The sequence below is a fragment of the Paraburkholderia sp. PAMB 6770 genome, assembly GCF_057748135.1.
The window spans coordinates 2,546,724-2,561,925 of sequence record NZ_CM173239.1 but is presented as its reverse complement, the minus strand read 5'-3'; the positions used below and the strand labels follow the sequence as shown (position 1 = coordinate 2,561,925).

Here is a 15,202-nt window from a genome sequence, read left to right as displayed (position 1 = left end):
ACCGCCGCTGCAGGCACGGCAGAACCTTGACGATACGCGCGCGCTGCGCGTGCAGGGCCGCGTGACGCGGGTGAAGAATCCCGGCGGCGGCTGGCAGTGGGAGGCGCAGCAAGAGACGGCGGGCGGGGCGGCGAAGCACGCGCACGCGCGGTAGTGCGGCGCGCGAACGCGACGCGTTTGGGCCGATAAAAAAACGGCCGGTCGCGAGACCGGCCGTTTTCGTTCGTTCGTGCGCGCCGCGCCCATGCGGCGCGAATCGCGTTACGCGAGATCGAAGCGATCGAGGTTCATCACCTTGTTCCAGGCCGCGACGAAGTCGTGTACGAATTTCTCCGATGCATCCGCGCTGCCGTAGACCTCGGCCAGTGCGCGCAATTGCGCATGCGAGCCGAACAGGAGATCGACGCGCGTACCGGTCCACTTCAGCTCGCCGCTGGCGCGGTCGCGCCCTTCGAACACGTCCTGCGCCGCCGAAGCCGGTTGCCACGCCGTGCGCATGTCGAGCAGGTTGACGAAGAAGTCGTTGGTGAGCGTCTGCGGGCGCTTCGTGAAGACTCCGTGGGCGCTTTCGCCGACGTTCGCGCCAAGCACGCGCAGGCCGCCGATCAGCACCGTCATTTCCGGCGCGCTCAACGTGAGCAGTTGCGCCTTGTCGATCAGCAGCGTTTCGGGCTTCACCGTGACGCCGGCCTGCACATAGTTGCGAAAGCCGTCGGCGCGCGGTTCGAGCACCGCGAACGCATCCACGTCGGTCTGCGCCTGCGATGCATCCGTGCGCCCCGGCGAGAAAGGCACCGTGACGGCATGGCCTGCCTGCTGCGCCGCCTGCTCGACGCCCGTGCAGCCGGCGAGCACGATCAGGTCCGCCAGCGAGACCCGCTTGCCGCCGGCTTGCGCGGCGTTGAATTCGCGCTGCATGCGCTCAAGTGCGGCGAGGACCTGCGCGACGCGCTCGGGCTGGTTGACTTCCCAGTCCTTCTGCGGAGCGAGGCGCAGACGTGCGCCGTTCGCACCGCCGCGCTTGTCCGAGCCGCGGAAGCTCGCTGCGGCGGCCCATGCGGTCGAGACCCGTTGTGCCACCGACAGCCCGGCCGCGAGGATCTTTTCCTTCAGCGCCGCGATGTCCTGCGCGTCGATCAACGGATGATCGACGGCCGGCACCGGGTCTTGCCAGAGCAGCACTTCGGCGGGCACTTCCGGGCCGAGGTAGCGGGCACGCGGGCCCATGTCGCGGTGCGTGAGCTTGTACCATGCGCGCGCGAACGCGTCGGCGAACGCCGCCGGGTCCGCGTGAAAGCGCCGCGAAATCTTCTCGTAGGCCGGATCGACGCGCAGCGCGAGGTCGGTGGTCAGCATCGACGGCGCGCGGCGCTTCGCCGGGTCCTGCGGGTCGGGAATCGTGCCCGCGCCCGCGTCGCCCTTCGGCTTCCACTGATGCGCGCCGGCCGGGCTTTTCGTAAGCTCCCACTCGTAGCCGAACAGGTTGTCGAAGAAGGCGTTGCTCCACTGTGTCGGGGTGGATGTCCACGTGACTTCGAGACCGCTCGTGATCGCGTCGCGCCCCTTGCCGCTGCCGAAGCTGCTCTTCCATCCGAGACCCTGCTGTTCGAGGCCGGCGGCCTCCGGCTCCGGGCCGACGTGCGAGGCTTCGCCCGCGCCGTGGGTCTTGCCGAAGGTGTGGCCGCCGGCGATCAGCGCGACCGTTTCCTCGTCGTCCATCGCCATGCGCGCGAAGGTCTCGCGGATGTCGCGCGCGGCCGCGGCCGGATCGGGGTTGCCGTTCGGACCTTCGGGGTTCACGTAGATCAGGCCCATCTGGACGGCGGCGAGCGGATTTTCGAGGTCGCGCTCGCCGCTGTAGCGCTGGTCGCCGAGCCACGTGGTTTCGCTGCCCCAGTAGACGGCTTCGTCCGGCTCCCACGCGTCCTCGCGGCCGCCGGCGAAGCCGAAGGTCTTGAAGCCCATTGATTCGAGCGCGACGTTGCCAGTGAGGATCAGCAGGTCGGCCCACGAAATCTTGCGGCCGTATTTCTGCTTGATCGGCCACAGCAGGCGGCGCGCCTTGTCGAGGTTGACGTTGTCGGGCCAGCTGTTCAGCGGCGCGAAGCGCTGCTGGCCGGATCCCGCGCCGCCGCGGCCGTCGCTCGTGCGATACGTGCCGGCGCTATGCCAGGCCATGCGGATGAACAGCGGCCCGTAGTGGCCGAAATCCGCGGGCCACCAGTCCTGCGAGTCGGTCATCAGCGCGCGCAGGTCCTGTTTGACGGCGGCGAGGTCGAGGCTGTTGAACGCCTGCGCGTAGTCGAACGCGGCGCCCATCGGATCGGAGCGCGGCGACGGCTGCTGCAGGATCTTCAGGCTCAGTTGATCGGGCCACCAGTCGCGGTTCGATGTGCCGCTGCCGGCGGCATGATGGAAAGGACATTTCGATTCGGTGGACATGGGTTTGCTCCTTGGATCGCGCGCGCTCGGATGAGTCGCGCAGGGTGGGGGCGGGACAGGTGTCTTGAATGGTAATGGCTTTCGAACGAACGCGGAAATAGGTTGGTTTGATGGACGCGCTTGAAAAAATCTAATGCGCGGAGGAGAGACGCCGCCCGCTGGCATGCGTAGCGGCAGGCGGTGACGCTACGCAGTGACGCCGCGCGATGCGGGCGGGCTGCGCGCGTCGGCGGACCGGCTGCGCCGCGCGGCCGATCCCGTCAAATGCGCTTCAACGCGCAGCAGGCGGGCAGCATGCGCAGCAGACAGGTTGCACTGCGCCGCCCCGCCCCGCCCCGCATTACAACAGCGACTGCCCCTGCGTCAGGATTTTTTCGCAGATCTGCTTCGTGAGCGACTGCTTCAGCCCGCTGCCGCCGAGATAAGGGTTGCGGATGCAATAATCGAGTGCGCCGGCGACGTTGTCCGTGCTGCCCTGATTCGGCAGCCCGTTCAGTTGCGCGCGCGCGGCGGGAGCGAGGAGCAGAGGGGCAATGCGATGGCGGACCAACGGACGTTGCGAGTCACCATGAGCTCACCGGTTTTGTGATGGGAACGGTGGGCACCATAGTGCGTTTCGGTGCGGCCCGGTGCTGCGTGATGGCGGAATCACCCTGATTTTTAAATACCTTTGCATTCCTGATTGATAAATTCATTGGCGCAATAATAAATGCTCGGCGTGTTGTGTCGTCGTCTGACGGATGGGCGGCTCAACGGGCAGCCGAGGCGATGGTCCGCGCCGTGCGTGTGCGCAGCGATCCGTCGTGACGCGTTTCACACAATCTCCATCTGCCGGGCCGACAATCGGGCGGCGCACGCCGCGGCGGGAGCGTGCACCGCCCGCGCGGGGACGTGCGGGATTGCGCGGATTCAATGCGAGGATGTCGAAGCCGGCGTATGGTGGCGGGTTGGGACCGCGTCCGCGTGGCACGGAAACCGGAACCCGCGAGGAAGGCGCGGAGAAGGCGCGAGGAACCGGCAAGGAAAGTGCGAGGTAGCGAGGAAAGCGCCAGGTGAGCGCCAGGTGAGCGCGCGGGACGGCATCGGGCCCCACTGCGCGTGTGGCGATGCGCGCGGTGCATTACGTCGAGCTTTCGCGTGCCGCTGCGGGCTTGTCCCGCGCGGGACTCGGGGACGCGCCGGGTTGCTGGATCGATTGCGGCGAGGTATGGTTTTGGGCGCCGTCGCGCCGCGCTGCCCCGGCGTGCGCGGCGCAGGCGAACGGGGTGGGAACGGGGTTGTTGCAGCGCGGGGGGGCGCTGCCGGGATGGGGCACGCATGCCGGGCCCAGCCGCGGCGCGGATCCGTCGCGCGCCGCCGCGTTGGGTTTCCCCTGTCGACACGATCTACGGAACTGGCGGGAGTGTTCATGAAAACGCTGTTTTTGCAGGCGCCGTCGTATGACGGATTTGATGGTGGCGCGGGTTCGCGCTATCAGGCGAAGCGCGAGATCCGCTCGTTCTGGTATCCGACGTGGCTCGCGCAGCCTGCGGCGCTGGTGCCGGACAGCCGGGTGGTGGATGCGCCGGCGGACGGGCTGTCGGTGGAGGAGACGCTGCTGCTTGCGCAGCAGTACGAGCTGGTGATCATCCACACGAGCACGCCGTCGTTTCCGACGGACGCGATGTTTGCGCAGGACCTGAAGCAGCGCAAGCCGTCGGTGGTGATCGGGATGGTGGGGGCGAAGGTGGCGGTGGATCCGCACAATTCGCTGACGGCGAGCGAGGCGATCGATTTCGTGTGCCGTGAGGAGTTCGACTTCACGTGCCAGGAGGTGGCGCAGGGCAAGCCGTTTGCGCAGATTCTGGGGCTGAGCTACCGGGGTGCGGACGGGTCGATCGAGCACAACGAGGCGCGGCCGATCCTGGAGAACATGGACGAGCTGCCGTTCGTGGCGCCGGTGTACCAGCGGGACCTGAAGATCGAAAACTACTTCATCGGGTATCTGAAGCACCCGTATGTGTCGATCTACACGGGGCGGGGTTGCCGCTCGCGCTGCACGTTCTGCCTGTGGCCGCAGACGGTGGGGGGACACCGGTACCGTACGCGTTCGGTGGAGAACGTGCTGGCGGAGGTGAAGTGGATTCGCGACAACATGCCGGAGGTGAAGGAGATCATGTTCGACGACGACACGTTCACGGACTTCAAGCCGCGGGTGGAGGAGATTGCGCGGGGGCTGGGGCGGCTGGGGGTGACGTGGTCGTGCAACGCGAAGGCGAACGTGCCGTATTCGACGCTGAAGATCATGAAGGAGAACGGTCTGCGGCTGCTGCTGGTGGGCTACGAGTCGGGAGACGACCAGATCCTGCTGAACATCAAGAAGGGGCTGCGCACGGACATTGCGCGGCGCTTCAGCGAGGACTGCCGCAAGCTGGGGATCAAGATTCACGGGACGTTCATCCTGGGGCTGCCGGGGGAGACGCCGCAGACGATCGAGAAGACGATCGAGTACGCGAAGGAGATCAATCCGCACACGATCCAGGTGTCGCTGGCGGCGCCGTATCCGGGCACGACGCTGTACCGTCAGGCGGTGGAGAACGGGTGGCTGGAGGAGAACAAGGTGATCAACCTGGTGAGCAAGGAGGGGGTGCAGCTGGCGGCGATCGGCTACCCGCACCTGTCGCGCGAGGAGATCTATCACCACGTGGAGCGGTTCTACAAGCGGTTCTATTTCCGGCCGTCGAAGATCTGGGAGATCGTGCGGGAGATGCTCACGAGCTGGGACATGATGAAGCGGCGCCTGCGCGAGGGCGTGGAGTTCTTCCACTTCCTGCGCGCGCACCAGGCGTGACGATCATGTATCGCGCCCGCTGTTTCGTCCGGCATTTCTTCCCGCATTGCTTGAGGCATTTCGTGCAGCATCGCGTCCGCAGGAGCGGTTCATGAAGCGCGTCGTCTGGCCGTTGGGCCTCGTCGCCGTGGTTGCCTTGAGCGTGCTGGTCGAGCAGGAAGGTCTGCCGCGCGCGGCGCATCTGCTGCTGGCGACGCTCGCGGCGACGTGCGGTGTCGGCGCGCTGCTCGGGGTCGGCTATACGCTGCTGGCCGGCATCCTGATGCGGCGCTTCTTCGCGCGTCCCACCGCCGAGCCGGAGAGCTTCCCGGCCGTCACGATCGTCAAGCCGCTGCACGGCGCCGAATGGGCGCTGTCCGGGAATCTGGCGAGCTTCTGCGAGCAGCGCTATCCGGGGCCGGTGCAGTACCTGTTCGGCGTGCACGATTCGGACGACCCGGCGCTCGAGGCCGTCGAGGCGCTGCGGCGCCGCTATCCGCAGGCGCACATCACGGTGGTGGCCGATGCGCGGCTCTACGGACCGAACCGCAAGATGAGCAACGTCATCAACATGCTGCCGCAGGCGCAGCACGACGTGCTGGTGTTTGCCGACAGCGACGTGCGCGTCGGCCCCGACTATCTGCGCCACGTGATCGGCGAACTGCAGAAGCCGGGCGTGGGCCTCGTCACCTGCGTGTATCGCGGCGCACCCGATCCCGGCTTCTGGCCGCGGCTGTCCGTGAAAGCGACCAACTACCAGTTCCTGCCGGGCGTCGTCACCGGGCTCGCGCTCGGCATGGCGCGGCCGTGCTTCGGCCAGACCATCGCGATGCGGCGCACGACGTTCGACAGGATCGGCGGCTTCCGGCAGTTCGTGCATCACCTCGCGGAAGATCATGCGATCGGCGAGGCCGTGCGCAAGCTCGGCGAGAAGGTGGCGATTCCGCCGGTTGCGCTCGCCCATGCGTGCGTCGAGACGAGCGCCGCGCGGCTCGTCGCGCACGAACTGCGCTGGAGCCGCACGATCCGCAGCATCGATCCGCTCGGCCATCTCGGTTCGGCGCTGATCCATCCGCTCGCGTTCGCGCTGCTTGCGCTGATGCTGTCGGGCGGCGCGCGCTGGGCGGGGCTGCTCGTGCTGCTCGCGCTCGCGGCGCGCATCGCGCTGAAGCTGCAGGCCGACCGCGCGCTGCGGCAGCGCTGCCGCGATCTGTGGCTGCTGCCGTTCTGGGATATCGTGTCGTTTTCGATTTTCGTCGCCAGTTATTTTTCGTCGCGGGTCATCTGGCGCGGCTTCAGTTTTACCGTGGACGGCAACGGCATGCTGTTGCCGGTACAGGACGAGTAATTGGTTATGCAGATTTTTCACAGGGGCGGCCGCAATCCGGCGGCCCGCCGCAGTCGTGTCGCGCGCCGCGCGCAACGGATGTCGCCGGTGCGCGCGGAGGCACGATGATCCGGCATCTCGGCCGTCTTGCGGCGCTTGCCGGTTTGCTGCTGTCGTTATGGCTCGTGCTGCGCGATCATCCCGGCGAGGTGCTCGGGCTGATGCGCGCGGCCGGCGCGGGGCTCGTGCTCGCCGCGCTGGCGCATGGCTTGCCGATGCTCGCGAACGCGCGCGACTGGCAGACGCTGATCCGCGGCGCGAACCGGCCCGGCTTCCTGTGCATGCTGCAGTTCGTGTGGATCCGCGAATCGGTCAACGGGATGCTGCCGGTCGCGCGGGTCGGCGGCGAGGTGGTGTCGTTTCGCCTGATGCGGCGGCACGGGCTGCGCGGCTCGACGGCGGCGGCGAGCCTCGTCGTCGACATGCAGCTCACGCTGATCAGCCAGCTGATGTTCACGATGATCGGCATCGGCTTCCTGTTCGCGCATGCGGCGTCCGGCACGCTGCGTCTCGCGTCGGATCTTGCCTGGGGGATCGTGGCGCTCACGCCGGTGCTGGTGCTGTTCTCGCTCGTGCAGCACGCGAGCCCGTTCGAGCGCGTGACGCGCATGCTCAATCACGCGACGAGCGGCAAGCTCGCGGCGCTCGTCGGCCAGTCCGCGCAGATCGACCAGGCGATCAAGCTGATCTGGCGTCGCCGCGGCGTGGTGCTGCGCTATCTGTTCTTCTGGCAGACGCTGCAGTGTCTCGCGACAGCGCTCGAAATCTGGATTGCGCTGTATTTTCTCGGCGCGCACGTGAGCTTCGTCGAGGCCGTCGTGATCGAATCGCTGATCCAGGCGGTGAGCAGCGCGGCGTTCTTCGTGCCGGGCGGGCTCGGTGTGCAGGAAGGCGGCTTCGTGCTGATCGGCGGTGCGCTCGGCCTCGATCCGTCAACCTGCCTCGCGCTTGCCGGCGCGCGCCGCATCCGCGATCTGCTGATCTACGTGCCGGGGCTGTTCGCGTGGCAGTTCGCGGAGTCGTCTGGCAGCGGGCGTCTGCGGCTCGCGAGCGCGCTCGCGCCGGTAGCCGCCAGTTCGAGCGGCGACAGCGACACGTCGCGCTGAACGCACGGCGTGCGGAACCTGGCGGGCGGCGTGGCCCATGACGTGGTCCGTGACGTGACTATCGCGGTTGCGTGCCGTCGCCCGGCGGCGTGAACGCGGGGTGCGTAACGCCCCCGCGCGGGCCGCTCAGGCGCCGTGCCGCAGATACATCAGCAACGCGGACAGTGTCCCGAGCGAGACGAGCGTCGACAGCAGAATCGTGCGCGACGTGATGTGCGCCTCGCGCCGGTAAAACTCCGCCAGCATGTACGGCCCGGTGCCGGTCGGCAGCGCCGCCAGCACGACCGTCATCGCGACGAGCGGCCCCGGCAGCGCGAACACGCGCGCCGCGAGCCACCACGCGAGCGCCGGCTGCCCGACCAGCTTGATGCCCGTGAGCCACCACGACGCCGCCGCGCCAGGCGTCTGCGCGGGACGCTTCTCGGCGAGGAACAGCCCGAGGCTGACCAGCGCGCAGGGACTCGCCGAGCCGCTCAGCAGCTTCAGAAACGTGTCCGCGCCGTGCGGCAGCGTGATGTGCGCGCCTGCCACCAGCACGCCGGCAAGCGGCGCGACGATCAGCGGATTGCGGCCGAGCGCGCGCAGCACCTTCAGCGCGAGCCGATGCGGGGCGCGCTCGCTTTGCAGCCCGATCTCGATCAGCACGATGGCGAGCGCGAACAGCACGCACGCGACGAGGATCGTCGCGATCGTGGTCGGCGCGAGGCTCGCCGGGCCGAACGCGATCAGGCACAGCGGGAAGCCGATATAGCCGGTGTTCGGATAGGCGCCGGCGATCGCATCGACGCTCGCATCCGCGAGCGGGCGGCCGGCGCCGAGGCGCACGGCGAGAATCAGCACGAATACGCCGACGCACGTCAGCGAAAACGCCCCGACGAACGCCGGCTGATCGAGCTGCTGCCAGCTCGCATGCGCCATCGTGTCGAACAGCAGCGCGGGCAGCGCGAGCCAGACGACGTAGCGGTTCAGCTCGGAGGCCGCGGTCGGGCCGAGCAGGTCGCGCCGGCGGCACACAAAGCCGGCAAGGATCAGCCCGAAGACGGGCAGCAGGATTTCTAGCGTCGAAAGCATCGGGACAGCGGGGGCGCAAGGGAACAGGCTGCCAGCGTAGTGCGTTGCGTTGATACAATCCAATACTGTTTTCGCTGCGTATCCATACCTTTTTTGCATCGTGATCGATATCCGGCCGCTGCGCTACTTCGTCACCCTCGCCGAAACCCGCCATTTCGGCCGGGCCGCCGCGCGGCTCAACCTGTCGCAGCCGCCGCTGAGCCGGCAACTGGCCGCGCTCGAAGCGAGCCTCGGCGTGACGCTGATCGAGCGCAGCCCGCGCAGCGTCACGCTGACGGCGGCGGGCGAGCGGTTCTACGCGGATGCGAAGGCGATCCTCGGCGCGCTCGAACAGGCCGCGCACAATGCGCGCGCGGCCGCGCTCGGCTCGGTCGGCACGCTGTCGATCGGCTTCACGATGTGCGCGGCGTATAGCGTCGTGCCGGGCTACGCGCGCGCGTTCGGCGTGGCCTGGCCGGAGGTCGAACTGCATTTGCGCGAAGTCGTGTCGAACGATCTTGCCGCGCAGGTGCTGGCGGGCCAGATCGATGCGGCGATCATGTTTCCGGCGGCCCCGAACCGTCATCTCGCCTCCCGCACGATCGTGCGCGAACCGCTGTGCGTCGCGCTGTCGCGCGCGCATCCGCTCGCCCGCGCGCGGCGTCTGGAGATCGCGCAACTGGCGCGCGAGCCGTTCGTTCTCGCGCTCGAAGACGTCGCGCCCACGCTGCGCGCAGCGATTCTCGACTGCTGCCGCACCGGCGGTTTCGCCCCGGACGTGCGCTTCGAGGTGCAGTTGCAGCAGACGGTGCTGAGCCTCGTCGACGAGGGCGTCGGCGTGGCCCTCGTGCCCGCGTCGATGCGCAAGGCGCAACTCGCCGGCGTCGTGTTCCGGCCGCTTGCCGGCGCGCCGCTGATCGAGCAGCAGCTCGTGTGGTCGCCGGCCAACCGCAACCCCTGTCTTGCGCGCTTTCTCGAACTCGCCTCATCCGCGGGGGCCGCGGCGCCCGCCTGAGCGCAGGCCCGCACAGGTTCCCCTCAAGCCATTCGCCTTGGTGCCGATAACCCGGGTAGAGGCCCCGGATCCGCGAGCAATCTGCGGACATGGGCATACATCTGCGGACAGCAGGCCGTTCGAGCCGTATGATGCGCATTGCGCGCGCAGTTCATTTTGCATGCCGTAATAAATAAAAGGATCGAGGATGACAACGAAAGGCATCAGCAGACGCTCGTTTCTGCTGGGATTGGGGGCATCCGGCATCCTTGCCGCATGCGGCGGCTCAGGTTCGGGATCCGGTTCGAGCTCGGGCTCGGGCAGCGGCGCAAAGACGGTCAAGACGCCGCTGACGATCGATGCGACGCAGACCGACCTGCCGTCCGGCACCCAGGTCTATGCGTATGTGATCGGCGAGGTGCAGACGGGCGCGGGCGTAACGCAATACCGTCTCGACTCCGGCGGCATGCCGCACGTGATGAGCACGGCCGACAACACCAACGCGGCGGGCACGTTCCCGGGCTCGGCTTCGCTGTCCGGCAACGACGCGCAGACGCTGGCGGCGAACTATCCGCTCGCGTGGGCCGACTACAGCATTCCGGTGACGGTCGGATCGACCACGGTCATCGACCTGTCGAACCTCAACACGACGAACCTGCCGGGCCTCGGCACCGGCACCGCGGCATTCAGCGGACGCATTTACCTGTCGGTCGGCGTGCCGAAGCTGCCGTTTTCGCCGCAGAGCAGCAGCGCATATACGGCGCCGGTGCCGAATGCTTATCCGGGCATGCTGACGCTGTTCGACTGGATCGAGTTCTCCTACGACAGCGAAGGCAACTTCAACGGCAATACGACCCAGGTCGACCAGTTCGGCTTTCCGCTGCTGCTCGACGGCACGCCGGGGGGCACGCTGCAGGGCCAGTTCAGCGAGTCGCGTCCGGCGATCCTGAGCGCGGTGGCGGGCCTGCCGTCGGGCTTCAACGTGCCGGTGACGGTGCAGGCGGCGTCGGCGTTTCCGGCGGCGCTCACGGTCAACGGCAGCGCGACGCTGCGCGCGCTGTCGCCGAAGAGCATTTCCGCGGAGAACGGCTATTCGGGTACGCTGACCACCTATTTCGATTCGACCATCGAGAGCTGGTACACCACGTGGGCCACCACGCCGCTCGTCACGAACGATCTGTCGACGGGCACCTATACCGGCATCGTGCAATCCGGCGTGCTCACGTTCTACAGCGGCACGACGACCACCGGCACGCCGGCGTTCACGGTCGGCGGCTCGGGTAGCCCGGGCATTCCCAGCTATGACGTGTGGCAGTGCGCGAATTCGCTCGCGACGGGCAGCGCGGCGGCCAAGAACGTGCAGAAGATGCTGGCGGCGGCGTTCAATCGCGGTTTCGTGTCCAGCTCGCTCGACGACGCGACCTGTCAGAACGATGCGGCGAGCTTCTACCCGGGCACCCAGGTCTACAACCCCTGGGCGAAGCTCTTTCACCAGTTGAGCAGCAACGGCCTCGCGTACGCGTTCCCGTATGACGACGTGTGCAACCAGAACCCGTCGATCGGACTGACGGGCACGCAATCGGTGACGATTACGCTCGGCAAGTTCTTTAGCTGACGAACGCGCACGGAGCGGCGGCGGGCGACGGCATCGATCCGGCCCGCCGGATTACCGGATTACCGGATCACAGGGGCGGGCTGGATTGCGCGGGGGACGGCAGTCCGCGCAGGATCGCCTTGCGGGCTTTCTTGCAGCGGTACATCGCGGCATCCGCGAGGTCGAGCGCCTGCTCGGCCGATACCAGGCTCACTGCCACGATGCCCGCGCTCGCGCCCGGGTAGTCGATGCTCATGTCGGCAAGCGTATAGCGGCCGCACGAGATGCCGGTCACGCGCTCGGCGAGCGCGCTCGCCGCCGCGTCGGCCAGTTCGGCATCGGCGGGGCCCGGGCCGACGATCGCAAACTCGTCGCCGCCGAGGCGCGCGAGCACGTCGGTGTCGCGCGCCACGCCCTGCAGGCGCTGTGCGAAAGCCTTCAGAAAGGCGTCGCCTGCGGCATGGCCATGGACATCGTTGATCTGCTTGAAGTCGTCGAGGTCGATCATGCCGACGATCACGCGCGTGCCGTCCCGCACGGCGCGCGCGAGCAGCCGGCCCAGTTCGTCACGCAGCGCGCGGCGGTTGGGCAGCCCCGTCAACGCATCGGTCAGCGCGAACTTTGCCAGATACTCGTTCGATTCGCGCAAACGCGTGAGCAGATGCTCGCGCTCGATGTGCTGCGCGATCAGCTTCGAAAACAGGTTGAGCGTGCTGCGCCCGCGCGGCGTGACGTTGCGGCTACGCCTGCTCGCGGCGCACAGGGTGCCGATCACCACGCCATTGCCGTCGAGCACCGGCGCGCTCGCATACGAATGAATGCCGATTGCGCGCGCGGCGTGCGCGTCGGGCCACGTCATCTCGACATTCGACACGCTTCGACGGCCTTCTTCCAGGCAGCGCCTGCAGAGCGTGTCCGACCAGGGCACCGCGAGGCCCTCGGGGATGTGCAGTTCATCGGTGTTCAGCGCGAACTCGACGGACTGGATGCCTGCCTGTTCATCGATCGACGTCAGGTACGTGGACTCGAAGCCTGTGAACTGGGCCAGCATCTGCAGCAGCGGCCTGACGAGGTCTTCAGTTGTGCGTGCTGCCGTGATGGACTCCGACAGCTGCTCGATGACGACGCCTTTCATGCGGACCTCTTGGATTGCGCGGCGTTTCATTCTAATCAACGCGAGCGATCCGGTCCAAGCGGATTCGAGCGGATTGCGGCGGCATGCCGGGCGGGACGGCACAAAGCGTGACAAGACCATTTCATCGCGGGGCGCGACGGCTATATTTTTCTACCGCGCAGAATATTCGTATTCCTTAGTATTCAGGAATGCGTTTCCGTCATATTGACGTCATCGGTCGCTGTCACAGGAAAATGCGCAGGTAGGCCCGCCGGCCAATCCGGGCGGCGCGGGGGCCGCGAGGCCGAGGCCGAAGCGCTCGCCCCGGCGTCCTGCACCCTCCCGCACCTTCCCGTCACGCACCGCTCCCCTGGCGCCCCGGCTGCTGTGCGATCAGATCCGCGAGGCGGGCGATCTGCCGGCCTTCGGCGTCGAAGTTCGCGGCGTCGAGCCAGCGCGCGTAAGCGTCGCGCAGCGCCGGGTATTCGCTGTCGATGATCGAATACCACGCCGTGTCGCGACTGCGTCCGCGATAGACGGTCGCCTGGCGGAAGATGCCCTCGAAGCGAAAGCCGTAGCGCAGCGCCGCCGCGCGCGACGGGCCGTTCAGCGCGTCGCATTTCCATTCGAAGCGGCGGTAGCCGAGCGTCTCGAAGACGTACCCGAGCAGCAGCGCCATCGCATCCGTGGCGATCCGCGTGCGCTTCAGGCGCGGCGAGTAGGTGACGTGGCCCACCTCGATCACGCCGTTGGCCGGGTCGATGCGCATCAGCGCAATGGTGCCCACGGCCTTGCCGGTGGCCAGATCGATGACCGCGTAATGCAGCGGATCGGTCAGCGCGACCGCCTTCGCGAGGTAGTCGCGATAGTCGGCAAGCGAGCCGAACGGCCCGACGCCGAGATAGGTCCAGTCGCGGCCGTCCGGTGCGTCGGCGTAGGCGGCATACAGGTCGGCGGCGTGCTGCTCGATCCCGATCGGCTCGATCCGGCAGTAGCGGCCGGTCAGCGACGCGGCGCCGGGGCGCGGCGCGCCCTGCCAGTCCGGCAGCGCCGGGCCGACCGGTTGACCATATTCGTTCAGACGGGGGGGATTCGTTTCGCTCACTTCGTTCTCCTGGGGGCGGGCCGCATGCGGCCCCTGTGGACAGACGATACGCGACACGTGGTATGTTAAAAAGATCCATCCAAAGCAATTCTGATAGGTCCAGTCGCATGATCGAGATCATCGGACCGCTGACGCCGCGCGCCGGCACGTCGGCGGGCGCGCCGCTCCAGCGGCAGCTCATTACCCGCTTGCAAAAAGCGATCCTGTCCGGGCGCCTGCCGGCGGGTACGCGGCTGCCGGCGTCGCGGCTGCTGGCCGCGGAGCTCGGCGTGTCGCGCAACACCGTCGTGATCGCCTACGAGCATCTGGCCGCCGAGGGTTACGTGATGGCCGACCGCCGCGGCACGCGCGTCACATCGCTGTCGCACGCGGGTGCGCAGGCGCCGGCGCACGTCACGCCCGCGCGCGTGGCGTTCGCGGCGCGTTTCGCGCCGCTTGCCGCGCTGCCGGCGCAAGCGACCCGTGCGAGCCGGCTGATGCCCGGCATGCCGGCGCTCGACCGGTTTCCGCTCGCGGCCTGGCGGCGCTCGCTCGACCGCGCGATGGATGGCGCGGCGCCCGATGCGCTCGGCTACGGCGCACCGGCCGGCGAGCCGGCGCTGCGCGACGCGGTGGCCGCGCACCTGCGCATCGCCCGCGGCGTGCGGTGCGACAGCGCGCAGGTCGTGATCACCGAGGGCGCGCAGGAGGCGCTGCAGCTGTGCGTGCGGCTGCTGAGCAATCCCGGCGACGTCGCGTGGGTCGAGGACCCCGGCTACCGGGGGGCGAAGGCCGCGTGCCACGCGGGCGACCTGCGCATCGTGCCGCTTCGCGTCGATGCCGAAGGGCTCGTCGCGCCGCCGCACGCGTGGCAGACCGACCCGCCGCGGCTCGTGTACACGTCGCCCGCGCATCAGTATCCGAGCGGCGCGGTGCTGTCGGTGGCGCGCCGCCTCGCGCTGATCGCGCACGCGCACCGGGCGGGCGCATGGCTCATCGAAGACGACTACGACGGCGAGTTCCGCCACACCGGCGAGCCGATCGCGAGCATGCAGGGGCTCGTGCCGGATGCGCCGGTGCTGTACGTCGGCTCGTTCAGCAAGACGATGTTTCCGGCGCTGCGCACCGGCTTCGTCGTGCTGCCGCGCGGCGTCGCGGCGCAGGCCGGCGACGCGCTGCGCGAACTGCTGCGCGGCGGCCACCGGCTCGAACAGCGCGCGCTCGCCCACTTCATCGAATGCGGCGAATTCGGGCGGCATCTCGGACGCATGCGGCGTCTGTATCGCGAGCGCCAGCAGGCGCTGCGCGATGCGCTCGCGCGTCACTTCGCCGGCGCGCCGATTCTCGGCGGCGACTGCGGGATGCATCTGACGCTGCGTTTGCCGGCCGCGCTCGACGATCGCGCGCTCGTCGGGCGCGCGCTGCCGCACGGCATCGCGGCGCGCGCGCTGTCGAGCTTCGCGCTCGCGCCGCAGCACCGCGCGAGCGGACTCGTGATCGGCTACGGCAATACGGCGGTCGAGGAGATCGAGCCCGCCGTCGCGGTGCTTGCGCGGCTCGCGCGCGAGGCGGGCATGAAGCCGCCGCGCAAGGCGCACGACCGCGCCTGAGCGTTCGCCCGC

General features: G+C 68.3%; 11 protein-coding genes. 6 read left to right on the top strand and 5 right to left on the bottom strand.

Features of this window, described 5'->3' with window-relative positions:
• Positions 1-261: 261 nt before the first annotated feature.
• On the bottom strand, positions 262-2,442 hold the full coding sequence (gene katG, locus AC3AP7_RS28960) for a catalase/peroxidase HPI (protein ID WP_487363727.1): 2,181 nt from the start codon (positions 2,440-2,442) through the stop codon (positions 262-264).
• A gap of 340 nt (positions 2,443-2,782) precedes the next feature.
• Positions 2,783-2,992, bottom strand: coding sequence for a hypothetical protein (locus tag AC3AP7_RS28955; RefSeq protein WP_487363726.1), 210 nt, complete (start codon positions 2,990-2,992; stop codon positions 2,783-2,785).
• Between the two features lie 858 nt (positions 2,993-3,850).
• Here AC3AP7_RS28955 and hpnJ point away from each other — a divergent pair.
• The 3 genes from hpnJ (at position 3,851) to AC3AP7_RS28940 (ending at position 7,744) form a co-directional block, all read left to right on the top strand.
• Complete coding sequence (gene hpnJ / locus AC3AP7_RS28950; RefSeq protein WP_475763454.1) at positions 3,851-5,272, top strand: hopanoid biosynthesis associated radical SAM protein HpnJ; 1,422 nt, start codon at positions 3,851-3,853, stop codon at positions 5,270-5,272.
• 91 nt (positions 5,273-5,363) lie between these two features.
• The gene (gene hpnI / locus AC3AP7_RS28945) at positions 5,364-6,599 is read left to right on the top strand and encodes a bacteriohopanetetrol glucosamine biosynthesis glycosyltransferase HpnI (RefSeq protein WP_487363725.1); all 1,236 of its coding nucleotides are present in this window, start codon (positions 5,364-5,366) and stop codon (positions 6,597-6,599) included.
• A 104-nt stretch (positions 6,600-6,703) separates the two neighbouring features.
• Positions 6,704-7,744, top strand: coding sequence for a lysylphosphatidylglycerol synthase domain-containing protein (locus AC3AP7_RS28940; protein ID WP_487363724.1), 1,041 nt, complete (start codon positions 6,704-6,706; stop codon positions 7,742-7,744).
• A gap of 126 nt (positions 7,745-7,870) precedes the next feature.
• Here AC3AP7_RS28940 and AC3AP7_RS28935 read toward each other — a convergent pair whose 3' ends face one another.
• A complete protein-coding gene (locus tag AC3AP7_RS28935) occupies positions 7,871-8,815 on the bottom strand; it encodes an AEC family transporter (protein ID WP_487363723.1) in 945 nt (314 codons plus the stop codon).
• Positions 8,816-8,915: 100 nt separating this feature from the next.
• Here AC3AP7_RS28935 and AC3AP7_RS28930 point away from each other — a divergent pair, with 100 nt between their 5' ends.
• Both AC3AP7_RS28930 and AC3AP7_RS28925 read left to right on the top strand, forming a co-directional pair.
• A complete protein-coding gene (locus AC3AP7_RS28930) occupies positions 8,916-9,809 on the top strand; it encodes a LysR family transcriptional regulator (protein WP_487363722.1) in 894 nt (297 codons plus the stop codon).
• Between the two features lie 187 nt (positions 9,810-9,996).
• Positions 9,997-11,403, top strand: a complete 1,407-nt coding sequence (locus AC3AP7_RS28925; RefSeq protein WP_487363721.1) for a beta-1,3-glucanase family protein — start codon at positions 9,997-9,999, stop codon at positions 11,401-11,403.
• A 67-nt stretch (positions 11,404-11,470) separates the two neighbouring features.
• On the opposite strand, the gene AC3AP7_RS28920 is transcribed toward AC3AP7_RS28925, so the two are convergent.
• Positions 11,471-12,631: a sensor domain-containing diguanylate cyclase gene (locus tag AC3AP7_RS28920; RefSeq protein ID WP_487363720.1), complete on the bottom strand. Its 1,161-nt coding sequence runs from the start codon at positions 12,629-12,631 to the stop codon at positions 11,471-11,473.
• Positions 12,632-12,851: 220 nt separating this feature from the next.
• Positions 12,852-13,601 (bottom strand): GNAT family N-acetyltransferase, encoded by a 750-nt coding sequence (locus AC3AP7_RS28915; RefSeq protein WP_487363719.1) that lies wholly within the window; start codon positions 13,599-13,601, stop codon positions 12,852-12,854.
• Between the two features lie 107 nt (positions 13,602-13,708).
• Here AC3AP7_RS28915 and pdxR point away from each other — a divergent pair, with 107 nt between their 5' ends.
• Positions 13,709-15,190 (top strand): MocR-like pyridoxine biosynthesis transcription factor PdxR, encoded by a 1,482-nt coding sequence (pdxR, locus tag AC3AP7_RS28910; RefSeq protein WP_487363718.1) that lies wholly within the window; start codon positions 13,709-13,711, stop codon positions 15,188-15,190.
• Positions 15,191-15,202: the final 12 nt, after the last annotated feature.

Coding starts and splice junctions, on each gene's coding strand:
- katG (WP_487363727.1), bottom strand. CDS start 2,442: ATGTCCACCGAATCGAAATGTCCTTTCCATCATGCCGCCGGCAGCGGC.
- hpnJ (WP_475763454.1), top strand. CDS start 3,851: ATGAAAACGCTGTTTTTGCAGGCGCCGTCGTATGACGGATTTGATGGT.
- hpnI (WP_487363725.1), top strand. CDS start 5,364: ATGAAGCGCGTCGTCTGGCCGTTGGGCCTCGTCGCCGTGGTTGCCTTG.
- AC3AP7_RS28940 (WP_487363724.1), top strand. CDS start 6,704: ATGATCCGGCATCTCGGCCGTCTTGCGGCGCTTGCCGGTTTGCTGCTG.
- AC3AP7_RS28935 (WP_487363723.1), bottom strand. CDS start 8,815: ATGCTTTCGACGCTAGAAATCCTGCTGCCCGTCTTCGGGCTGATCCTT.
- AC3AP7_RS28925 (WP_487363721.1), top strand. CDS start 9,997: ATGACAACGAAAGGCATCAGCAGACGCTCGTTTCTGCTGGGATTGGGG.
- pdxR (WP_487363718.1), top strand. CDS start 13,709: ATGATCGAGATCATCGGACCGCTGACGCCGCGCGCCGGCACGTCGGCG.